The sequence below is a fragment of the [Clostridium] scindens ATCC 35704 genome (genome assembly GCF_004295125.1).
Classification (GTDB): Bacteria; Bacillota; Clostridia; order Lachnospirales; family Lachnospiraceae; genus Clostridium_AP; species Clostridium_AP scindens.
The window spans coordinates 1775780-1797921 of record NZ_CP036170.1 but is presented as its reverse complement, the minus strand read 5'-3'; the positions used below and the strand labels follow the sequence as shown (position 1 = coordinate 1797921).

Here is a 22142-nt window from a genome sequence, read left to right as displayed (position 1 = left end):
AAAAGTATAGCACAAAACCATCCCCACGCACATCTGTGTTCCTCTATTCCGCTATTGCTTCCAGGTATTTCTCCACTTTCTGTACGGAGTACAATACCCGGCGGCCGATGGTGATCCGGGCTCCCGCATCTTCCGCAATCTTCCTTGCCGTCATCTGTCCGCAGGAAAGCATCGCGGCCAGACCTTCAATATCCACTGCCAGACGGCAGTTGCTCTCTCTTTCTTTTGTCTGTCTCATTTACCTCATCTCCTCCTTTACTCTTTTCTGCATCCGTCCCAGCTTTTCCTGAGCCGTACGTTTCCGGAAACTCTCCCCTTTAAACTGAACCGGCACGCACATCTCCAGCAACCGGTCATAAATCCTGGCATGCGCTGTATCCTGCGGATTCTTTAACTCCTGCAGTGTCAGATTGGTCGTCGCGATCAGGGGCTTCCCGCTCCGATATCTGCCGTCAATCACCGCATAGATCTGTTCCAGTCCGTACTCTGTCCCCCTCTCCATTCCAAAATCATCCAGAATCAGCAGCGGAACTCTGCACAGATTTTTTATGTATGTGTTCTTCTCTGAATAATTGGCAGACAGATCATTCAGCACTTCCGCGAAATTGTTCATGCGAACCGCTATTTCCTGTTCCAACAGTGCATTGGCAATACAGCCTGCCAGAAAACTTTTCCCGGTTCCCACTGCTCCCCAGAAGAGATAGCCTATATTCTCCGCCTTCATGGTTTCCCAGTCTTTCACATAAAACTTTGCAAGCACGGTATTTTCGGAAAGCCCCTTATCATTCTTAAATGTCCATTCCTGCATGGATTTATTTGAAAAACAAACTTCCTTCAATTCTCTGACCACAGCTTCATGACGCTGCTGTTCCCGGTACTGTTCCTCCTCTTTTCTCTTTTGTCTCCGGCACTCACATTCACGCGGATGTTTTTTTATTCCCAAAACTCCGATTTTCTCCTGATCGAAATAAGCCTCCTTCGGTTCATGGCATTGTCCACAATACAGGAGCCCGTCTTCTCCGATGTAATCCTTCCCGGTTCTTTCTCTCGGCCGCATCATATTCTTTACTGTTTCTTCTACCATCTTGTTCATAGACTATCCTCCTCACTGCAGGTATAATCCGGAATGTTTTTTACCGGGGCTGACCGTTCTGCCCATCTTCTCAAGGTAACAGCATGATCAGCATATTGCTTTCCACTGGAACGCATATAACTGGACAGTTCCTCGATCAGCCTGTCTATTTCCCGGATCTCCTGTTTCAATTCTCCATATTCTGTTTCGGAGAGAAACACATTGTGATATTCGCCATAGGCAGAGCGCGCTTCTCTCTTTTTATTTGTTTGACTATATATCAAGTAACTATTATTTAAGTAATTAGGGGATACTTTTCTATCCTTCACAGGGAAACTTTTCTTTCCCTCTGCCGGGATTTTGATATACAGCAAATTCGGTTTTGAAAATCCCTGTTTTTTTCTCATCAGAAGTCCGGCTTCTTCCAGTTCATTCAATGCCTTTTTTACAGTCATGTGACTCTTTCTAAGATCGTCAGACAGATAAGCAATGGGATAAACCACAAAAATGTGGCCTTCCTCATCCTTCCACCCTGTCTTCCTGGAAAGACTCGCCCGATCCAGCAACAGAGCATACAGGACCTTGGCTGTCTGAGTCAGATCCATCTCCAGCAGAAACCGTGGGTAAGGAAGATATACCGGAATCTGGGTCTGATCCGTCATGTATACCATCTGATCTTTATTCTTCACATCCATCCTTTTGTTTCTGTCTGATCTTCCGCCGGCGGCTTCGCTTGGATTCATAGCAGGGGCAACAGACAATCGCAGTCCGGAAACTCTGCTTGCAGTCTCCAACACATTTCCGGCAGGTGTCATTGTGGGCAACCCGCCCTCTTTCATTGAGAAAAAAAGCCAATTCCTGTTTTCTTTTCTTGCTCATTCTCGGCACAGACATTCCTCCTTCCTGCCATCCTGCCAGTACCTGGTACAGGACAACGAAATATGGTCGCGTTTCGGTATCATTTTTTACATTTTTTGCCCTTTACGACAGGCTTTTTTGACCTCAAATATATTTGCCTGGGGTTTAATCCTGTCTGACGGCAGAAAACGCTGTTTGGTCGTGTTTCGGTATCGTTTTGGAACAATTCATCTGGACTACTTTAACCGCCCCGATAATCCCGTTCAAAATCCCCTGCCATCTTCAACACTTCTTCCCTGAGTGCAAATAATTCCGCGATACAGTGACGGATTTCATCCTCCATAGCCAGCGAACGTTCCCCGCCCGTATTGAAGTACCGTGCAATCTGATTCAGGTTCACACCGATCTTTCCATATGCACCCACCAGACTTCGCAGTTCATCCATATCGGCGACCACTTCTACTCGATGCACGATCTCCTTTTCCACCAAAAGTTTCCGCAGGCATTCGGATCTGGACACCCCCAGAATCTCCGCCTTCCTGTCCAGAAGTTCCAGCTCAATATCCGAAAGCCGGACTCCGACAAAATGCGGATGGTTCAGTTCCCGTTCTAATCTCTTTTTTCTCATGGTTCCTCCTTTCTTCTCTTTTCTGTTACTTCAGTAACACCACAAAGGGGAGAACCGGCAGTCCTGCCGGAATCTACCTTTTGTGCTGCGTCCCACTTTCCAGTGGACGCCAATATCTGCCAGATTGGCAGATCATCGAGGGTATGGGGAATCGAAATCCCAGGCAAGAGCCCTACTCAGGAATACACGATAGTGTATTACGGGGTGGATCTTGCTCTGGAAAAATCCCCATCAAGAGCTCAACCTGTAAGTTAGAGGATTGCCAGGAATGGCATAACCGCTTAACACGGGTGGATCTTGCTCTATAATATTTCCCCCTCACTTAACGTAACCGGGAGCGGCCATTATACAGGGTCAAAAAGAAATAAATTTTATTCTTATCAACCAGATCCACTCTTATCTTTTTTATTCTTTAAAGATCCCCTCACTTAACCCATTTGTCAGAGGCAGAAATACAAGGAGATTCGAAAAATCTTTTAATTTTCTGTTTCAAAAAATATTTCCCTCACTTATAGAAAGGAAATCCGAGGATTATACAGTGTTTGGAGACAAAGTTTTTAATAAAGTGCACAAAAAAACATCCCGTCTTTTTTGACCGGATGCCAGATTTTAATTCATAGATTTCTGTTATAAAAATAGTGTCTTCGACACTTCAACTCCCCTGCCCCTCAATCATGAGGGATAGGGGTTTCTTTTTGCTTCATTTTGCTTCATAATGGTCTTATGAATATCTTACAAAAAATTTTTATCGAACATTATGAAGAAATGATTTATCTTCAACATCCTCGTGATGCTATTGTTGAGAATGTAGAAAAAATGATTCATTGTGGCGATCCATCTTATGGTGGCGCCATGTATATTTGTCCCAATTGTGGTAATTTCAAATTTACTGCTTTTCGTTGTCATTCTCGCTTCTGTCCAACTTGTGGTAACATGTATTCCATTGACAGAACTACTGCTATGTCTTTTAAGATTATTGATGTACAACATCGGCATTGTGTTTTTACCATTGATGATTCTTTGCGGCCTTTTTTTCTTAAAGACCGTTCTCTTCTTAACTGCCTTTTTTCGGCAGTCAACAGCGTGATTTCTCGTATGTTCCATAAAGAAAATAAATCTGAATTATTTACTCCTGGATTTATTTGCGTCCTTCATACCTTTGGCAGAGATTTAAAATGGAATCCTCACATTCACTGCCTTGTTTCTGAAGGTGGTGTTGGTAATACTCTTTCCTGGCGACACTTCAAACATTTTAACTATCATTTTTTACGTGATGCGTTCCAAACTGCTCTTTTAAATGAACTCCATCAAAAAATAGGTCCAGCTTTCAAAAAAGTAAAATCTGCTATCTATGCAAAAGATAAAAATGGTTTTTATGTTCGCGCCATGCCTAACAAGTGTAATCCTTCTCAGGTTATCAAATATATCGGTCGTTATCTTGGCAGACCTGTTATTGCTACTTCTCGCATTGATTCTTACGATGGTGATTTTGTCACCTTCCATTACAACCGTCATGAAGACAATAAACTTATTACAGAAACTGTTCCTGTTTTGGAATTCATTGACCGCTTAACACAACACATCCCTGAAAAACATTTTAAAATGATTCGCTATTATGGTATTTACGCTCGTCACCGTAATTCTGACAATTTTTTACGAAAAGCCATTTCCAGAGAAAAACATAACTTTTTTCTTTCACTCAATAGGTGGCGTGATTCAATCTTACATTCTTTTGGTTACGATCCTTTAAAATGTCCGAACTGTGGAAAAACCATGCTATTTTTAGAACTATATTTTAATCATAATCCTGTTCCTTTGCATGAATTATACGAAAAGGCTATGCAAAAACATAGATGTCGTTCGCCTGCCTCGTTTTCATATCTTCCAAAACCTCTTTTCTCATGATAAACTCAATATATCTTAAGAACGGAGGCCACACTATGAAACGTATAACAGAAGCAGAACTCGCAAAGGAACTAAGGGAACAGTACATTAAAAATCCACCAGAAGGTATGACTTCTAAAGAAGTCCATGACATGAGTGACGACGAACTTCTGGATATGGATTATTTCTTACATGAATTTGATAACCTTGATGATGACGATTTTGGTGAAGAGGGCTTTTACATCTTTTAATCCAAACCGTCTGATTCACTATGCCCGCTTTTGAGCGGGCTATTTTAGTCCCCAAGTTCTCCGAAAGGAGAACTTTCCTATAAAGTAAAAAATAGCTACCAGATTTTCCGGCAGCTATTCGCATGTTAAATCATCACCATATTCTTTTTTTATCCTTTCAAACAATCGATTCCAACTCTCTTCCTCCTCTTCTGGAGTTCTCTCTGGCAACACTACATCCTTTATATCATCCTCGATAGCTTTTACGTATTTATCTGATAATTCTGGATACTCATCCAACAACCTTTCGAAAAGTTTATAGAGTCCCCACTCCGTACACTTAGCCAGACATGAAGAAAAAAGTTCCATTGTCATTGGCTTTTGCTTATCGATTGCCGCCAGCTCATCTTCGGAAAACTCGAATGTTAAGATAAGGAATTCTTCAAAATTATGTTTTTCTTTTTCTGATAGTTCATCATATTTTTTCATCCCAGTTCTCCTTTCATATTCCTCTATTATAGATACATTTTTCAGTATAGTAAACCATTATTTTTCCCTTGATAATGATTATATTACAAACTGGGAAGTGAGCAGAAATGATTAGCTATTCTCCATTATGGGAGACCATGAAAAAACGGGATATCTCCACCTATACACTGATTCATAAGTATGGAATCAATCCACGGACGATCAATAATTTAAAACATAATAAGTCTATTACTATGTTTACACTGGAAAGACTTTGTAAAATTTTGAATTGTGAACCAAATGATATTATAAAGTTTGAGAAAGAATAAAAGCTACTGGATAATTATGCTCCAGTAGTTTTTTCGTAACCGCATTGTTCTTTACCAGTACCTTGATGTATTCGAAAGATTAGTTACGTAGTATCTATCTTTTGAAATATTTTTATATCATAGTTGTTTAATGGCAAGACTAACTATTGATAGCCGGAAAATCCACTATTTATGTGGATTTCCGACTCGTTGTTTACTACCCAACTCGCCAAATCAAATCTATTTCTAAACTTTTTTGTATAGAAGATAAGATTCGACATAATTTAATTCAGCTTATCCTAAGGTCTATTCAGACTTTTACTATCAAAAATCTAGCCCCTCCTATCAAAGAGGGCGTGTTTGAAATGGACGATTGGACGGCTTGGAAGTATCATAACACATTCATTGCAACCTTGCCTGAAAAGTCTCTTGTTTGTCTAATTTGATTCCACCCATTTTCCAATTCTCTTGAAGAAAAACATGGAGTTAAGTAGATGCAAAGGAACGGCTTTAAATCGGTTAGTTTGATCTCCTAAAGTAGTTAAAGTGTTGACAAATAAGCGTCAAATTCTGTCTCAGTATATGTGTGTACTTCCTTGAAGCAATAATTTTGAAATATTATAAGTCCAAAGCACACATATTCCTCATTTGCATACTTTCCCACATTTTTAGCAAAAGCATCAAATGCAGGAGATGGTTGAACTGCTGTCTTTCGTTTCTTCTTAAGATCTTCGTCGAGATCGTTGTCCTGATTTACAGTCTCGTTATAAACCAAAATATACTTCATGTTGCTACGCATATACGAGATTCCTGTAGAAGTAATATCGGCAAAAATAAGTGTACTGTCATATAGTTTTTTCCATATTTCAAGCTTCTTTTTGCGACTTATGAACCCATTTTTGAATTCTACAAATACCAGTAATCCTCTACCATCGTCAAAAAGAGCATCGTTAGAACTTGGAACCTTACTCAATCCTAAAGATTTAATATACTCTTTTTTTACAGCATCAAAGTTTACAGCATCTCGAGTAGATTGGGTCATATAAATCTTTTGACCTTTTCCATCATCTAATGAGAGCTTTCTAAGATTTGAGTGATGACTAGAAAAAATTGGATAAGTGTCGAGATCAATCATCTTGCCACCTCTCATCCTCAAGTCTTTGCAGCGGACGAGAAAGCTTAGCATAAATCTTGTCGATATTATCAGTCACATCTGTAATATTCGCTTGATCCTCAAATACTTCAGACAAGTAATACTTACAAGTATCCGCAGATTCATACTTTGCTGAATACACTTGAATTGCTCGCAGGAAATATGGACTATGTGTATTTAAGAGAACATGAACCCCGAACTCTTTCTGAATCAATACAATCAATTCAGCAAATAAGAGCTGCCATTCTGGGTGCAGATGAATTTCCGGCTCATCCAAAATAATTGTACCATTATGCTCAATCGCTCCACTTGTGAGCAACATCTTCAAAATAACAAAAGTCTTAAGACCGGTAGACAAATTTCGAACATTTAAAACTTTGTCACTACCTTTTCTTTGGTATCCCAGCACTGATCGTTTGCTCCGAATAATATCACCACTGCAAACAGAAGATATTTTTTCATAAATACTATTAAGCTTATCTTTGGCAATAATCTCATCAAAAACATTTGATTCAGTGTCCGGCCAAAACAGCTTCTTGCGCAAATGGTACCGATGATCTGCAGAAGTGCTTGGTATACGACGAAAAAACATGCTTGGATCATCAAGTACAAACGGATCATCAATGTAGACCACTTCTGTGTGCAACGAAATATCGCCCGGATTACGAATATCTACAGCCCCTTCATTTTCAACGGAAACCGTTATGCTTGTATCCTTAATCTGGAGCTGGATTTCGCCATCATCTCCAGAAAATATATTGCAGACTTGCTCATTAAACTCAGCATCCAGCTTTCGTTCAAGCACAGATTTTAGAAAATCCATGCCAGAGACATTCAAAACATCTTTGATTCGTGAAACCGTTTCAGCAATAGTATTTTCATCAAAAGATTCAATTTTCCCTTCATCATATTGTACAAGCAAGTCCCCGATTTCCTTTTGCATATCAGAAAGTTCGGCTTGCCTATATGAATCAATATGAGCAACAATTGTTTTTGCAACTTCATTTGTATTTGCAATTCTCATAAATCTCGAACTGCCATTCATATACATCCGATCAAGCAAATTCTCTAAACTATCGACTCGCTCGTTTTCAATTTGCTTTTGGACATTACAAAAACTATTAAACACTGCAAAAAGAGCACGGCCAACCGTACTTTTGCCGGTGTTGTTTTCGCCGGCAATTACTGTTATGCCGTTGATTTCAACTGAAGCTGTCCCTATTTTGCCAATGTTTTTCAAAGTTAGCTTCATAGTGTGTCCTCCTCTATCGCTGGTGCTAAACCAGCTTTAATTCGTCTAAACGATATCCCATAGCCTCCATTGATACTTGAAAGTAGTCACTCAGATATCGCTTCAATTGATGCTGCTGTTCCAGTTGCTGATCTTCCAGGAACAGCGTTGTCTGCTTCGGAAAATGATTAAAAAACTCTGTCCGCTTTTGTTTAACCAGATTTTCCGGCATCAGAAAGCAGGCTGCAAAGTAATCCGCTTCTTTTTCCTGTTCCGGCTTATTTTTCCCAAAAACGCTATCACTATCACAGATAATAGCACCGTTTTGTAATGGATGACCTAAGTAATGATGCCCCAATTCATGGGCAATGGTAAAATGTTTACGGGATGTTCGAAGATTGGTATTTACAAAGATGATTTTTACCTGTTTCACCACCATATATACACCGCAGAACTCTTCATCATCCTCGTTCCGTTCCTCGAATACGATCCCCCGCTGTTTCATTATAGCAGGAATCAGCTCTATTGGTGGACGGTGCAAGACATTTTGCACCAGAATTCCATCAGCTAAATTCCTGATTTGTCGTTTACGTCTCCAGTCCATCAGCATTCCTCGCCAGCTATCTCCAACGCCCGCTTACAGAGATGCTCCCATGTGTCCTCCCGAATCTTGCCGCGGGCAGCTGCCAACAGTTCAGTTTCAGATGTTGTCTGATTTGAATAAAATTCGATAACCTGTGAAGGTTTTTCAGTTTCTTGTACACTAAACGCTTCCTGTAGAACTGATTCCATAAGTTGCGAAGCATATTTTTTTGCTTGTAGCAATTCTTGATTCATTTTTTGATTCAACGCAAACAATTCTTTCATTTTCGCCACAATTTGTTTTTGTTCATTTATAGGTGGAAGTGCAATAGGTATTTCACTTACAACGCTTTGCTTAATTTTCTTCATACTATTTGAAGTTCCAGTTGCACGGTCTTTAAAGTATTGTCTAGCAAAAGGACTCTTTAGATAATACACAATGTAGTGCGAATCAGCTTCGTTAGACACTTTTGCTTTCATCATAAGATCAGGGTAAATGTATCCTTTTATTACTACATCACATAAACATACAGTTCCTACATAATCCAACGAATTACTTCTTTGGATTAATAAATCTCCTTGTTTAATCCACAAATAAGATGACTCGCTAATCATATCTTCAACATATTTATAATGCTGAAGATCAAGTATTCCTGATGTTGTAGCAGTTAATGTTAAAACTCGTGTATTTGTCTCTCGTTCTACTTTAGGAGGAGAATAGCCATTTCGAGGTGCTTCATATAGTATTTCTCCAAGTCTGCACCACTCCCAGCCTTTCGGCAGTACAAACGGCTTTTCAGCATTGCTAATCGGAGGCAACGTCTTTTGCTTTTTAATTTTTTTCTCAACAATTAAACGCTCTTTTTCAGCTTTTATTTTTTCCAGCAGCACACTGGCAGGCTCATCACTGGGGTTCTGCTCACATAACTTACCTTCTATCGCTTGTTGCAAAATAGTTTGGCGAAGTATCTCCATATATTTTGTCTGCTGTTCAATTTGCTGATTGATTTCTACAATATAATCAGCAACGCCTTGAATCTGTCGTACAACCTCATGTTGCTGATTCAAAGATGGAAGTTGAATTTCTATTGGAAGAAAATGTTTTGCTTTAATCTCCTTTTTGATTCCCCTTCCTGTTTGCTTCAACAACAATTTTCTAAAAATGCCACTTTTAAGAAACCACTTCAAATAGTCGATATCAATTTTCTCGGCATCAAACTCATATGCAGAGTAATGAATAGATGCTAAGACATCTTCTTCACCTGTATATATTGCCAAAGCACCTTTTTCTACATTAATTCCTGAAATAACAAGATCACCGGGTTTTACAAGAATCATATCAGTATTCGTTTGAACTGGAGACAAATAAACTTTTCCTGAAAAATCTATTTTTTCAATTCTTTGCAGACCAGTATAGTTAGCAACCTCTGGTTTAAATTTAATTTTCCTTTCTTTTAAAAAGGAGCTGATTTTAACGGTTTTCATTTTTCATTGCTCCTTTTATCTCTTCAAGGATATTACGGGTTGTACGCATACTATCCGTTAATCGATCAATAATTTCATCTACGGACAGCAAGACACTATCGCTTTCTTTATTAGGATTTTTAAAGTCAAGATTATATCCTCGAGCCTTAATCTCATCAATACTAACTCTCCATGCACAGTCTGTTTCTTTCCGGGCATTCCACCATGCCTTTTCCACTTCAAACTCATCCAACTTAATTGGCTTTGTCTTTGTATAGTTCTTATACCCTTCCGGAAGCTGATGTTCATAAAACCAGATTTCCTGTGTTGTTCCACGCTCCAAAAACAGCAAGTTTGTGTTAATTCCAGTATAGGGAGAGAAAACACCATTGGGGAGTCGGACAATCGTATGGAGGTTAAACTCGTTAAGCAGCTTTTCCTTAATAGCCGTTTTGACACCTTCACCAAACAAAAATCCGTCTGGAAGAACAATTGCCGCCCTTCCAGTCTGCTTCAGTTTGTACATCATCAGCACTAAAAACAAATCTGCTGTTTCCTTTGTCTTATAGTTTGCAGGAAAATTATCCTCAATTCCGTCCTCTTCTATTCCACCAAAAGGGGGATTAGTTAAAATAATATCCACTTTATCTTTGGGCTTAATATTTTTGATTGGATAACCTAACGAGTTATCATGCCTAATTTGTGGATTATCAATATTATGCAAAATCAGATTTGTAGTACAAAGCATATGAGGAAGAGGTTTTTTTTCTACACCTAAAATAGAATTCTGGAGCTGCGCTTCGTCATCAATGTTACGAACTTGCTTGCGCAAATGCTCCAGTGCGCAGACTAGAAAACCACCGGTACCACAGGCAAAGTCCAGAACTTGCTCGCCAAGCTGCGGATTGACCATGTCCACCATAAACTGAGTAACGGGACGGGGCGTATAATATTCGCCGGCATTTCCGGCACTCTGTAAATCTTTCAGGATATTTTCATAAATGTCATTGAATAAATGGCGGTCAGAAGCTTTGTCAAAATCGATCTAGTTGAGTTTATTGATGACGCTACGCATCAACGTTCCTGATTTCATGTAATTATAGCTATCCTCAAACAGAGACTTTACTAAGACTGCTTTCGGATCACTGGTTTCCGTCAATTGCCAATCCTTAAAAGTCTTGAACAGAGTATTATTTACAAAATCAATCAATTCATCGCCGGTGATGCCCTCATCATCTTCAGCCCACTCAGACCAACGCAAACCGTCAGGAATAATGTATGTATAGTCATCCGACAATGCGTCCCATTCCTTTTCCTTGGAGTCAAACACCTTCAGAAATAACATCCAGACAAGCTGTGATATTCTCTGTGCATCACCATCTACACCGGCATCCTGCCGCATGATATCCTGCACTGATTTAATTATAGCCGATATACTCATAATAATTCTCCTATGCTACATACAGCTGATCCTCCAGTTCTGCAATAGCTTCCATAAATTTTCTCTTGTTGCCAAAACATTTCAGTATTTCGACCGGTGTACCAAATCGGGCGACATCAGGCACTTTCAAAACTTCCATACTTTCGAGATTAGCCAGCCCTTCGTCTGCATATTTGTCCAGCAACGCTTCTAAAACCTGTTTAGCAACCTCGTTGTACTTTCCAAAGTAGCCACGCTTTTTTACATTGTTGGCCCGCTCTTTTCGTGTCAGCGGCGGCATATCAAAAGCTATGTGGCAAATAAGGTCAAAGGGATCCAAATCCTTAGAGATTTCTTCTCTCAGTTCTTCAAAGAAGATACCCTTTTGCTCCAATTCCTCAACAATGACTGTTTTCTTCTGTTCACTGTTCCACCGCTGCAAAAACTCATCCAGCGTGGCATATTCCTTGCGAATGTTCTTTCTGGTGTAATCCACAAGACTTTCTGTAATTAGCTTGCCGTCTGCATCCAAATACTGTACCCTTTCGTTAATAATGGATACCGGCACATCATTGACATAGTATTTCACCCGTTTTGGCGTATCATCATCCGGATCAAAAGTAACATCCGGCGGAACCTCCTGACACTCTTCTTTAGACACCTCTTCTTGCGGAATATCTTCAGTTGAAGGTTCTTCCGTTTCTTCCGTAGGAATGTCTCCATCTGTTTCTTTGACTTTCACCGGATCACCGTCAAAATCCTTATCAGCAAATAACTTGGTCACATTTCGAAAATCAATAATAGTAAAATAAAGCTTGTCATGCTCTTCATTGATTCTTGTTCCCCGGCCAATAATCTGTTTGAATTCCGTCATGCTATTAATATTGCTGTCCAAAACGATAAACTTCACAGTATCTGCATCTACACCTGTTGTCAGCAATTTGCTTGTAGTCACCAATACAGGATACGGCTCATCTGCGGTCATAAAGTTTTCCAGCTCTTTTACGCCCTCACTACCACTGGTCATCTGTACCACATACTTGGGATTCTGCTTTACCAGATCCCCGTTCTCGTTTCTAAGGGCCTGAGCCATGCGGACGGCATGGTCAATATCAACACAGAAAAAGATCGTCTTAGCAAAACGAGAATTATTTCTCTTCAAGAAATCCGATACTCGTTTCGCTACAAGTTCTGTACGCTTTTCGAGAATCAGATTTTTGTCATAATCCTTGATGTTGTATTCTCGATCTTCAATCTCAATCCCGTACTTGTCCCTTTTACCTTTTGTAGGACGGTAGCCTTCTAAATCCTTGTCAATTCCAACACGGACAACTTTATATGGCGCAAGAAATCCATCTTCAATACCCTGACGCAGAGTGTAGGTATAAATAGGTTCTCCAAAATACTCAATATTGGAGATGTCCTTTGTTTCTTTGGGCGTGGCCGTCATACCAATCTGCGTAGCATTCTTAAAGTATTCCAGAATTTTTCTCCAAGCAGAATCCTCTTTTGCACTGCCACGATGACATTCGTCTACGATAATCAGATCAAAAAAGTCTGGTGAAAACTCTTTATATGTATCTGCAAAGCCTATTTGCCCCGTCACTCCCTGATAAATTGCAAAATAAACCTCGTAAGCTTTATCCACTTTCTTGTCGCGGATCTTGGTCATTTTCCGATTATTGCTATCAGCGTTAAAGAACTTAAAATCTTTACGCATGGGGTCATCTACAAGTACATTCCGATCCGCCAAAAATAAAATTCTTTTTTTCGTGCGAGACTTCCAAAGTCTATAAACAATCTGAAACGCTGTATAGGTCTTACCTGTACCAGTTGCCATCGTCAGCAACAACCGGTTCTGTCCATTAGCAACTGCTTCAACAGCCCGGTTAATTGCATTACATTGATAGTATCGAGGCTTTCTATCGTCATTGGGATTATAGTAATAATCCTGCGCTATGACTTTTTCGCTTGCCTCTGTGATACCCTTAAATTTCTTATAACGAGCCCACAATTCTTCCGGAGAAGGGAACTGATCCAAAGTCAATTCTATCTGAACATCATGTCCATCTGTCTTATCATAAAAAGAAAATCCATCGCCGTTAGATGTGAACACAAAGGGTATGTCCAAAATCTCGGCATAATTTAGAGCCTGCTCCATACCATCCGCAATATTGTGGTTATTGTCTTTTGCTTCCACGATTGCAAGTGGGATGTTCGGTTTCCAATACAAAATATAATCTGCGCGTTTTCGCTCTCCACGCTTCACAATTTTTCTGCGTACTGTGATCTTACCTTTTGTAAAAGAAACTTCCTCTCTAATTTGCAAGTCCCTATTCCAACCAGCCGCCAGAATTGCGGGCGTTATATATTTTGTTCTTATATCTTGCTCAGACATTCCTTTTTTATTCATATTCTCCCCCGCTTTTCTTTCTCAATCGCTCTTACATTTCTATTCAGAAATTTGTTAGTCCCCACAATCTCAGCCACAAGATATCTCTTTTCACTGTTCCGCAAATTTACTTTTTGAGCGAAAATAAAATATAATGCTTAAAATAAACCTATTATATTATATTGCAGGAGTTGCAATTTTACAACCTATTGTTAAATTCAACTAAATAAACGGAACTATTTCGCACTGTATTTTCGCATATCAAATTCATTTACCATCACTTGTTGCCTTTGTGCACTCACTATCTTTTCATATATTTCATGTGAAAGATCAACTTTTTTTACTTCTATACCAAATTGTCTAATACTCTCAGCAATAAATGATTTTCCTCTGAGGTATTCTTCTATTTTGTCGTCAATAATAACAAGCACTTTTCTATATTTAACGCCTTTTGTTTTTTCCAGCAAAAGCATTTTCAAAATATCCTGCGATATCTTATGTTGCTGACCGACCTTAAGAGAACCGATATGCGCAAATATCTCACCCACAATTCTATCTTTTTCTGAATATAAATCCGGCACAATATATATTCCCTCACTAAGAACAACTTTCTCATTCCTTTTCAAGGGACAGGAAAGTTCTTCTTCAACATGATCCCCTATGATAATTTCGGCTTTTTGTTGTTCATCAGATTTTGATTTACTTGTATCTATCATATTTTTTCTCCAAAATAAATGCTGACAACTAATCTCTATACAAAATATTCATCCACTATTTCATCCAATTGTTCCGCAATCTTTTCAAAGTCACAGTCAAGATCCAACGTTTTCACACTGATCTTATTTCCACTCATCTGATAAGTTTGATTTGGAAGTAGGGTCTCGTCTGTCTTTGCATATAATAACAAGCCCGAAACAACATGTGGCTTATCAGCAAGTTCTATTTCCTTGTTTTTCACATATGTAAAAATCTGATACAAATTCCCGGAATGAATGCTATATGTATCAAAGTGCGTCTGCATTATATGCGAATAGTACTTCGCATCAATTATCAGAATACTGTCACCTCGACTTAACATAATATCCGTCTGCATAACCGGCAGCATATCACTCATATCATTGTCCAACTGCCAGAAGATCTGCGAAGCATTTGCCGTAATTTCAGGATGTTCCTTTCGATAATATTCCAAAATGAACTTCTCATATAAACGACACATCCTCTGCTCATCCAGGAAATCCATAAGGCGGACCGTTCCATCACTCTTCGTCTGCAGCAGACCTTTTACCACCAGATAACAGATAGATATCAGCATTCTGTATGTCTGATTATTCCTGTTATATCGAATATTCCAGTCAATGGTATTTAAATCTATCTCCGCAACTTCACTGAAAAAAAGCATCTGTTTCTTTAATTCTTTTTTCCGTTCTTTGGAGATATTGGCATACATCAACATCCTAACCGTAGCTTTGATTATCTGATTCATCCTTGAATTCACAGAAAACTCATCATATGTACAAACCATCTGATTTCTGAGCATCGTCATCGTTTTGATTGATTCTGACACATCAATTTTTCCTCTTAATGCAGATAAGGTTTCTGTTTTTGAAACATATTCCTGTCCCAGTCCTCGTTTCAGCTGTGATGAAATCCCTTTAATCAAAATCGCCGCACACAGATCAGCCACATTATGAAATTGTTCTGTAGCAATCTTCCTATATCCCTGTTCATTAAGCACCTGAAAGGCATAAGAAAGCATATAATAAATATTCCGTATAGGTATCACTTTACAGCACTCCTGAGATTATTTGTCCATTCTTGTACTTTCGGCGGTTCGTCAAACCAATATTCTTTTAGCATCGGAATCAGCTCGTATTCAACAATATCAGACAACGTCTTATCTGATACATGATCCAGATTACAGAAATAACTGTGTCCAATACAAAAGCCTTCTCCAAGGGAATCATCCGTTGAAATTACTTTATTCAGGTTTTCAACTGTAGTAATGAGTTTGTCAAACTTTTTATTGGCCAACTTCTTTCTATACTCAAAGAATCCCTCTGTATCAAATCCTGGTTTCATATCAAAGAACGCAAACCTTCTGCGCAGAGCATAATCCAGCATTGCCAAACGCCGATCTGCAGTATTCATCATTCCAATGATATATACATTCTTTGGTACAAAAAATTTCTCATCGGAGTAAAGCAGATGCAATTCATTTCCACGCTTATCATTCTCAATCAACATGAATAATTCTCCAAAAATCTTACTCAAATTTCCGCGATTAATCTCATCAATGATAAAGAAATACTCATGTTCCGGATCATACTGAGCCTTTTTACAAAAATTATAGAACGCTCCCTTCTTGATCTCAAATCCACCGGAAGAAACCGGACGGAATCCCTCTATAAAATCCTCATAAGAATAACTCTGATGAAACTGAACCAACATCACTCGATTCGGATTCTTCTTCCCCATCATAGAATATGCAAGTCGCTTTGCAATAAATGTCTTTCCGACTCCCGGAGCTCCCTGAAGGATTGCATTTTTCTTATTTCTAACAAGCCCTACAAGGGTGTCATAATCTTCCTCACTCATATAGACTCGATCTCTGCCATCTTCCTTCCCATACAGAAAATCTGCTTTCGTATATACTGGGAATTTAGAATCATCATCCTCCGTCTCGTCAATATCATCCTCTGTTTCAAATAAATCGTTCAGTTGCTCAACATAATCTGTATATGCCGTAATGTCTGTCAGCGTCTTCATGACCGCCTGACCAGGATGAGGCCATTCTCCTTTGTCCGTCCAATCAACCTGCCGGATATTTTTGAATTCATCTTCAACACTGTCATCAAAGATATAATCTGACTTTACAATCCCCCTGCCAATAATCTGATGCATACCTTTCTTTGCAAAAACAATATCTCCCGGTTTCATTTCATTTGCAAACTGCCAGGTAGCAAGGGCTACATTTGTATAAGGACGTGAAGAATCATATGTCTCCTTCATTTTCTTTTTCATATCTTCTTTGCTGGCAAATACCCTCAGATCTCCAATCTCTCCCCAACCAATTGCCATAATACCATGCTTATAAAACTCGTCCCATTTATAAGCACTGTCACCGGGCGAATAGATCCAGTAATGGACCGTGTCCACATCCTCATCCGCAAGCGCACTCCCTTTGTCATCACGCTGGCTTTGAACTTTAGCTGCTCTTTCCTCTTGATTTATCTGTTCAGAATACGTCCATGCCTCAAAAGAGAGCTCCTTAAAATCTTTCAAAGCACTACGCTCACTCTGCAGATAACTTTGAAGTCTTTCTGCAATTTCAAAATATTTATCTGCCGAGATCTTTTGTTCAATCCGAGGGAGAGAATCGACTACATCAGACGGGAGCTTGCCAGATTCATAAATATACCAAGTATTTCTACTGTCAAGATTCAGAAATACATCCGGAGCAATCCAGTATAACCCCATAGTAATTTTACTATTTCCATTGCCTTTCAAATTAATAGCAAGATCAAAATATTTTGAATCCATCTGTCTCTTGTCATCTGATGGAGTCTTCGCATATTCCAATGCACTCTCAAAGAGATCCCAGAGATGATCAACATCATCTGGACCTCTGTCTCCTATCCAGTAATAGAAGGTAGCGTTCTGGTTGTTCAAAACTGGGACAGCATCAAACGAGGTAGGAACTGCAGCATCAACAGCAAGTTCCCTTGCGAACGCCGTAATAATTTTTACCCTGTTTGATTCCTTTAACTTGCTCTTATTAAACAAACCAAATACGGTAAAGGGATCTATGTCTACAATCTGATTATCTCGCTCCAGTGTAGGCAGATTAATCTCAATCTCTGCATAAACCTTTTTAATGGTTTGAATTAAAGCGGAACGGTTGCCTTTGTAATGAAGTAAGGCTTTAGCAAAAGCCTTATAAAAATCTACCCAGTCAAATTGTGCCATTATGTACCTCCTAAATTACTAATCTTTCGATTGTTACAGCATAATAATACTTAAATTTCATTTTCCTTCTAATAACAGCCCCTCCTAAGAGTAAATATAGTTCATTCCTTATTCTTTAAAAGGATTTAAACTAAATAAACATTTTTATTACATGTCTAAGTTTCTCATGCTATTGAAATGCTTGACAACTCTAAAACCATTACTAATACTTATTTTGATTTATAATTTGAATTACAATAACTCTTTAGGCAATTGTCTTAAACCTTTTCCTTTTTTTATTTTATAAAAACCAGCTTTATTCGTATCTTCTTCATAACGTTCAATCCATCCTTTTTCTCTAAACGCATCTAATATTTTCTTATTAGTAGAGTTAATTATAAATCTTGGACGGCTACGGTTATCGAAAATTTTAATATAATCCTTTAAGCCCCATTCTACTAATAGGTTCTTTACATATTCCACGTTCAGGTCAGACAGCATTGCTATCAGCAAGTCAATTCTACTCTCAATCTTCAATTCCATAGAGTACAGTAATCTGTCTTTCAATTGAGAAGAGACATTTTGGGGATTTGCTATTATATCAGATATATATATTAATGCTAAAGCATATATCTTAGCCTGTACTTCTTTATTCCAATTATCATATGACTGTAGCAATTCAGGCAAATCGGATTTTGAAAAATTATTTTCAAGAATGTACATACATACTTTGGTTGAATAGTGCTCGTTAATTATAGAAATTTCCTGATTTGTAAAGGACATAAGCTTCATTTTTATCTCATCACTAACCTTCCATCTCAGCACTTCCAGTAATTCTTGAAGAGAAAAAATCTCATCATCCATAATATCCACATACTGATTGATATTTTCATTAATAAAATTTAGTACATGATCCGAGTACTCATTACGCATAAACACCAAATTTACTTTTGTCATTTGAATGATAGATATCTTTATCAGAATATCAATCTTTTCGTCTGAAATTCCTGAAATAGCAAACTCCTTAAGTTCCAATTTAAACGATGATAGAAGTTTTTCATATCTAGTATTCTCAACATCATTACATGATATGAAACTTATAAACATCTGTTTTTTAGATTCCTCTATACAATCATAATCTGAAAAATCAAGAATCATATCGTGACGATTGATAAAAGAAACCAAAGTATGGTCTATCTCTGTACCTTGCAGCTTTTCAAAGTAAGCAGAAATGTTTTCTTCCGAATAGTCCACCGAATCATTGTCTAATAATATTCCCCATAAAGACGGATCTTCAACCTGTACTATCTGAGAAATAACAGTTTTTAAACACTGAATATACTTCTCGTTTTGTTCTTTTGTAATATTAAAATTATTTAATATAGATACTATAGCCTGCTCATCATCCATAATGAGGCCTTTACACATTTGCAACATCACTTCAATGTATTGTGTTATGTTCTTTTCAATATATTGGGTGATTGCGGAATCTGATATGGAACATAAAATCGAATAATTTTTATGCAGTATTTCCTCCTGATCTTCTATCCCACACATTTTGCACAACATAAGCTGAATATTTTCACTATTTATCATATATAGCGACTCTTCATAGATCCTTTGAAATAAAACCTTATTAGACTTATCATAGTCAATACCTTTAAATTTCACTTCCAAGAGTTTAAATCCAGCAATAAGTTTATCAATATACGCATCATCATTAATCGAAAGATAATTCCGCTCATTTGATATATAATCACTAATGGCATTATCCTGATTCATCAAGCAGATTGTATCGCTTTCCGAATAACACAATGTGTAAATAGAATATTTCCATACCTGTTTCTCTGATAAGTTTTTTTCATAAATAGCCTCTGCTAGCATCTCTGGCCATCTGATATTAAGATTTCGAACAAACTCAGGTAACGCTGTTCGAGTGTCAAAAAAAGTCCCGACAAATTTATAATTATTTGTGTTTTTAAGCTGATTTATAAATCTATTTAAGTATTCCACTTCATCCGGTGTCTTTAATAGATAAGCAAACAAGTCAAAGTTTAAGGTCTCTTCTTGATCAAAATCCACAATTTTGAGCCTTGAAACCACTAATTTAGGATTTTTCAAACGGTATGTATACTCTTTTGCCCTGCTGTCTGAAATACTACGCAAGAAAATTTTATCCACACGACTCAGGCTATTTTCATAAAAATATGTCATATAATCGCTATAGGTTTCATCAATATACCCATTACGGATAAGATATTTTAAGAGATCGAAATACTCGCTGCTTTTTATTTCCTTAAATTCTCTAACAATCCCAATTTCATTTGTGCTTATAATACTAAAAATTGTATTTAAATTTTTGCGATTAATTATTTTGCAAAGCTGTTTATTTTTTATAATACTTTTTTGCTTTTCTAAATTCCATATCTGCTCTTCTAATTGAGAAATACGCCCTGATGATCTATCCTCTATGATTTTTTTACGATGCACATATTCTTTTAAACGATCTCCATTTAAGTATCGCATTATAAAGTCATCTAAATCATCATCACTGTATGAATACCAATTGTAATTCCTTAAATACTTATATGCAATAGCAGCACCCAACTCTCGGATTTCAACAAGAGATTCTGTTTTTAATTCATCTATAAACTTTTGTGCATCTTCCTGTTGATTTTCTATTTCTTCTAGTTCATTTTTTATAAATTCATCTTTCTTATCAAACAAAGAGTACACAAATCCCTGATTCAACTGTAATTCGCTGAAATCACGTGGAAATAAATTTTTATATGTAATCATGGCAAGCATTTTATTACAATCCAATTCGGTCGTATTTATACGGTTATAATAAATCACGAATTCATTATAAATGTTTTTTAACAGACGCATATCATCAATATATAATGATAACCCCTGTAAAAAATTCATATCAAAGAGTTCTAAAATCCCGCCGATTTTTAAGAGATCAAGAAATTGATCATAGGAATTGGAACTGTCTAAAACAGGTACAACAGGAATGATATAGTCGAAAAACTTTGTTCTATCTTTTGATACAAAAATATCATCACGCAGCAAATAGAAAAAACGTATAATTTTTTTATCATCCTTTTGTAACCGGATATTTACAAGAGTATTTACCTCTCGCAGTCGCTCAAATATACTATTTACATTGAAACGGTCCATATCTTCAAAAACAATCGCATCAACCTCTGCATTCTCAAACAAATACAACACTTCATTAAGATATTTATCAAAATATGAATCATTGCTCTCTTCAAATATCTCAATCTCATTCCCTTGAAGATTCAATTTCCGGAATACATTTTTATTCTTCTGTATTTTTACCACTCCATAAATCACGGTCCCTAATAGTATGGTCAAGATTATCCCACTGATCAGCAGGCTATATTGACTAATGGACCACGATAAAATCGATTTCAATATATTGTCCGGCAGTGATAACACATATTTTTTCCAGAATTTAAAAAAAATGAAATATAGTATCATAAGCACTAACATAAATATTATTACTGTGCTTTTCGCAATATCCGATCGCTTTATTTTTCTCTTAACTCTAAAATTAGTTTGAGGGATTTTATCAGAAGGTATTTGGTGTATCAGTTGATTCAATATTTTTCCCTCTAATACAGATTCTTTAACTCCTTCATTTTCCTCATGATCATTTTTGTCAGCATCCTTTGTTTCTTCTTCTAAATCTGGAGATTGAAAATGTGCAAGAGAAATATGTAAAAACTGTAACCCACTATGTTTCTTCTTGTATGACTCCAAAACGCTGCTTTTACCCGCACTATATGCACCCGAAATAGCTACGTTCTTTATATCCTGGTTCTCAAATACATAATTGATTGCCTCTTCATATACTTTCAGCTCAATATCATTAATTGGTGTTAATCGTTCAAAATGATAGTCATCTTTTGCCATACGCCACTCCCTCTAGTACAGTTATATTGGTTATTGTTTTTCCCATCCTTGGTCTCAAATCTATATATGCCCTATAACTTGCTCTTTCTTATAAAGCCTTCTTCTGTCTCTTTTCTCCTTGGTATTTTTAAAAATTTTCAAATCTATCTTCAACAATTTTAATTTTATCAAATCTTTATCCCTTTTTCTATCTCTTATTTCCACTCTCTTGTCACATCACTCATGGCTCTTCTACTACACCATTTACTACACCATTTTCGCAAAAAATGACGATTTTTGACGCTCTCAGACAAAAAGTAAGAACCCGCAAAAACCTTGTAAAATAAGGCTTTACGGGCTCTGACACCACAGGACAAAACCACCCCAAACGAGCCAAGAGGTGAGTGCTAATTTTTTAAATAATTTTTTGGAAAACCTCAAAAAAGCTTAGTTTTCCAGTGATAAGGAAGTATTTCATAAGTAAGCGCAAAACAATTCGACGGATTGCGTTGCCCTAAAACTCAGTCCATAATGATTAATAGAGAATGCAAGCATTTTACTTCATCTTCTGTTGCTAGAAATGATA

Annotated in this window: 20 protein-coding genes; 3 read left to right on the top strand and 17 right to left on the bottom strand. The window is 37.5% G+C overall.

The window, feature by feature from the left end; genetic code table 11:
- Positions 1-43: 43 nt before the first annotated feature.
- The 5 genes from HDCHBGLK_RS09220 to HDCHBGLK_RS09200 form a co-directional block, all read right to left on the bottom strand.
- On the bottom strand, positions 44-238 hold the full coding sequence (locus HDCHBGLK_RS09220; protein WP_004605493.1) for a DUF6462 family protein: 195 nt from the start codon (positions 236-238) through the stop codon (positions 44-46).
- Positions 239-1093, bottom strand: coding sequence for an ATP-binding protein (locus HDCHBGLK_RS09215; protein ID WP_004605492.1), 855 nt, complete (start codon positions 1091-1093; stop codon positions 239-241).
- Positions 1090-1767, bottom strand: coding sequence for a replication initiator protein A (locus HDCHBGLK_RS09210; RefSeq protein WP_039909371.1), 678 nt, complete (start codon positions 1765-1767; stop codon positions 1090-1092). Before HDCHBGLK_RS09210 ends, HDCHBGLK_RS09215 begins: the two co-directional genes overlap by 4 nt.
- Positions 1751-1951, bottom strand: a complete 201-nt coding sequence (locus HDCHBGLK_RS09205; RefSeq protein WP_405054993.1) for a hypothetical protein — start codon at positions 1949-1951, stop codon at positions 1751-1753. The genes HDCHBGLK_RS09210 and HDCHBGLK_RS09205 overlap by 17 nt, the downstream gene beginning before the upstream one ends.
- A 220-nt stretch (positions 1952-2171) precedes the next feature.
- Positions 2172-2558, bottom strand: coding sequence for a plasmid mobilization protein (locus tag HDCHBGLK_RS09200; RefSeq protein ID WP_004605489.1), 387 nt, complete (start codon positions 2556-2558; stop codon positions 2172-2174).
- Positions 2559-3281: 723 nt separating this feature from the next.
- On the opposite strand from HDCHBGLK_RS09200, the gene HDCHBGLK_RS09195 reads away from it, so the two are divergent.
- Positions 3282-4463 carry an IS91 family transposase gene (locus tag HDCHBGLK_RS09195; protein ID WP_039909242.1) on the top strand — a complete coding sequence of 394 codons (1182 nt, stop codon included), beginning with the start codon at positions 3282-3284 and terminating at the stop codon, positions 4461-4463.
- A gap of 35 nt (positions 4464-4498) precedes the next feature.
- On the top strand, positions 4499-4693 hold the full coding sequence (locus HDCHBGLK_RS09190; protein ID WP_004607984.1) for a hypothetical protein: 195 nt from the start codon (positions 4499-4501) through the stop codon (positions 4691-4693).
- Between the two features lie 114 nt (positions 4694-4807).
- Here HDCHBGLK_RS09190 and HDCHBGLK_RS09185 read toward each other — a convergent pair whose 3' ends face one another.
- A complete protein-coding gene (locus HDCHBGLK_RS09185; protein WP_004607985.1) occupies positions 4808-5161 on the bottom strand; it encodes a hypothetical protein in 354 nt (117 codons plus the stop codon).
- 107 nt (positions 5162-5268) lie between these two features.
- On the opposite strand from HDCHBGLK_RS09185, the gene HDCHBGLK_RS09180 reads away from it, so the two are divergent.
- A complete protein-coding gene (locus HDCHBGLK_RS09180) occupies positions 5269-5469 on the top strand; it encodes a helix-turn-helix domain-containing protein (RefSeq protein WP_004607986.1) in 201 nt (66 codons plus the stop codon).
- Between the two features lie 520 nt (positions 5470-5989).
- On the opposite strand, the gene HDCHBGLK_RS09175 is transcribed toward HDCHBGLK_RS09180, so the two are convergent.
- From HDCHBGLK_RS09175 to HDCHBGLK_RS09130, 11 genes are all read right to left on the bottom strand, one after another.
- A complete protein-coding gene (locus tag HDCHBGLK_RS09175; protein ID WP_004607988.1) occupies positions 5990-6583 on the bottom strand; it encodes a hypothetical protein in 594 nt (197 codons plus the stop codon).
- Entirely contained in the window at positions 6576-7853 is a 1278-nt protein-coding gene (locus HDCHBGLK_RS09170; RefSeq protein ID WP_004607989.1) for an AAA family ATPase, read from the bottom strand. Before HDCHBGLK_RS09170 ends, HDCHBGLK_RS09175 begins: the two co-directional genes overlap by 8 nt.
- Before the next feature lie 25 nt (positions 7854-7878).
- Positions 7879-8436, bottom strand: a complete 558-nt coding sequence (locus HDCHBGLK_RS09165) for an ImmA/IrrE family metallo-endopeptidase (protein ID WP_161567390.1) — start codon at positions 8434-8436, stop codon at positions 7879-7881.
- Entirely contained in the window at positions 8436-9899 is a 1464-nt protein-coding gene (locus HDCHBGLK_RS09160) for a restriction endonuclease subunit S (protein WP_004607991.1), read from the bottom strand. Before HDCHBGLK_RS09160 ends, HDCHBGLK_RS09165 begins: the two co-directional genes overlap by 1 nt.
- Positions 9886-10866 carry an HsdM family class I SAM-dependent methyltransferase gene (locus tag HDCHBGLK_RS09155; protein ID WP_233440757.1) on the bottom strand — a complete coding sequence of 327 codons (981 nt, stop codon included), beginning with the start codon at positions 10864-10866 and terminating at the stop codon, positions 9886-9888. The genes HDCHBGLK_RS09160 and HDCHBGLK_RS09155 overlap by 14 nt, the downstream gene beginning before the upstream one ends.
- Positions 10867-10923: 57 nt before the next feature.
- Positions 10924-11319 (bottom strand): type I restriction-modification system subunit M N-terminal domain-containing protein, encoded by a 396-nt coding sequence (locus HDCHBGLK_RS19375; RefSeq protein WP_004607993.1) that lies wholly within the window; start codon positions 11317-11319, stop codon positions 10924-10926.
- Between the two features lie 10 nt (positions 11320-11329).
- Positions 11330-13711, bottom strand: a complete 2382-nt coding sequence (gene hsdR, locus HDCHBGLK_RS09150; RefSeq protein ID WP_004607994.1) for an EcoAI/FtnUII family type I restriction enzme subunit R — start codon at positions 13709-13711, stop codon at positions 11330-11332.
- Positions 13712-13926: 215 nt separating this feature from the next.
- A complete protein-coding gene (locus tag HDCHBGLK_RS09145) occupies positions 13927-14406 on the bottom strand; it encodes a hypothetical protein (RefSeq protein WP_004607995.1) in 480 nt (159 codons plus the stop codon).
- A gap of 35 nt (positions 14407-14441) precedes the next feature.
- Positions 14442-15473, bottom strand: a complete 1032-nt coding sequence (gene mcrC, locus HDCHBGLK_RS09140; protein WP_039909921.1) for a 5-methylcytosine-specific restriction endonuclease system specificity protein McrC — start codon at positions 15471-15473, stop codon at positions 14442-14444.
- A complete protein-coding gene (locus HDCHBGLK_RS09135) occupies positions 15470-17656 on the bottom strand; it encodes an AAA family ATPase (protein WP_004607997.1) in 2187 nt (728 codons plus the stop codon). The genes mcrC and HDCHBGLK_RS09135 overlap by 4 nt, the downstream gene beginning before the upstream one ends.
- Positions 17657-17887: 231 nt before the next feature.
- Complete coding sequence (locus HDCHBGLK_RS09130; RefSeq protein WP_004607998.1) at positions 17888-21577, bottom strand: YobI family P-loop NTPase; 3690 nt, start codon at positions 21575-21577, stop codon at positions 17888-17890.
- Positions 21578-22142 lie beyond the last annotated feature (565 nt).

What these genes read in the sequence shown, in the direction of transcription:
- HDCHBGLK_RS09170 (WP_004607989.1), bottom strand. Translation starts at nt 7,853, where the DNA reads ATGAAGCTAACTTTGAAAAACATTGGCAAAATAGGGACAGCTTCAGTT.
- HDCHBGLK_RS09135 (WP_004607997.1), bottom strand. Translation starts at nt 17,656, where the DNA reads ATGGCACAATTTGACTGGGTAGATTTTTATAAGGCTTTTGCTAAAGCC.
- HDCHBGLK_RS09210 (WP_039909371.1), bottom strand. Translation starts at nt 1,767, where the DNA reads ATGGATGTGAAGAATAAAGATCAGATGGTATACATGACGGATCAGACC.
- hsdR (WP_004607994.1), bottom strand. Translation starts at nt 13,711, where the DNA reads ATGAATAAAAAAGGAATGTCTGAGCAAGATATAAGAACAAAATATATA.
- HDCHBGLK_RS09160 (WP_004607991.1), bottom strand. Translation starts at nt 9,899, where the DNA reads ATGAAAACCGTTAAAATCAGCTCCTTTTTAAAAGAAAGGAAAATTAAA.
- HDCHBGLK_RS09215 (WP_004605492.1), bottom strand. Translation starts at nt 1,093, where the DNA reads ATGAACAAGATGGTAGAAGAAACAGTAAAGAATATGATGCGGCCGAGA.
- HDCHBGLK_RS09130 (WP_004607998.1), bottom strand. Translation starts at nt 21,577, where the DNA reads ATGGCAAAAGATGACTATCATTTTGAACGATTAACACCAATTAATGAT.
- HDCHBGLK_RS09145 (WP_004607995.1), bottom strand. Translation starts at nt 14,406, where the DNA reads ATGATAGATACAAGTAAATCAAAATCTGATGAACAACAAAAAGCCGAA.
- HDCHBGLK_RS09185 (WP_004607985.1), bottom strand. Translation starts at nt 5,161, where the DNA reads ATGAAAAAATATGATGAACTATCAGAAAAAGAAAAACATAATTTTGAA.
- HDCHBGLK_RS09195 (WP_039909242.1), top strand. Translation starts at nt 3,282, where the DNA reads ATGAATATCTTACAAAAAATTTTTATCGAACATTATGAAGAAATGATT.
- HDCHBGLK_RS09205 (WP_405054993.1), bottom strand. Translation starts at nt 1,951, where the DNA reads ATGAGCAAGAAAAGAAAACAGGAATTGGCTTTTTTTCTCAATGAAAGA.
- HDCHBGLK_RS09180 (WP_004607986.1), top strand. Translation starts at nt 5,269, where the DNA reads ATGATTAGCTATTCTCCATTATGGGAGACCATGAAAAAACGGGATATC.
- HDCHBGLK_RS09165 (WP_161567390.1), bottom strand. Translation starts at nt 8,436, where the DNA reads ATGGACTGGAGACGTAAACGACAAATCAGGAATTTAGCTGATGGAATT.
- HDCHBGLK_RS19375 (WP_004607993.1), bottom strand. Translation starts at nt 11,319, where the DNA reads ATGAGTATATCGGCTATAATTAAATCAGTGCAGGATATCATGCGGCAG.
- HDCHBGLK_RS09190 (WP_004607984.1), top strand. Translation starts at nt 4,499, where the DNA reads ATGAAACGTATAACAGAAGCAGAACTCGCAAAGGAACTAAGGGAACAG.
- HDCHBGLK_RS09200 (WP_004605489.1), bottom strand. Translation starts at nt 2,558, where the DNA reads ATGAGAAAAAAGAGATTAGAACGGGAACTGAACCATCCGCATTTTGTC.
- HDCHBGLK_RS09220 (WP_004605493.1), bottom strand. Translation starts at nt 238, where the DNA reads ATGAGACAGACAAAAGAAAGAGAGAGCAACTGCCGTCTGGCAGTGGAT.
- HDCHBGLK_RS09175 (WP_004607988.1), bottom strand. Translation starts at nt 6,583, where the DNA reads ATGATTGATCTCGACACTTATCCAATTTTTTCTAGTCATCACTCAAAT.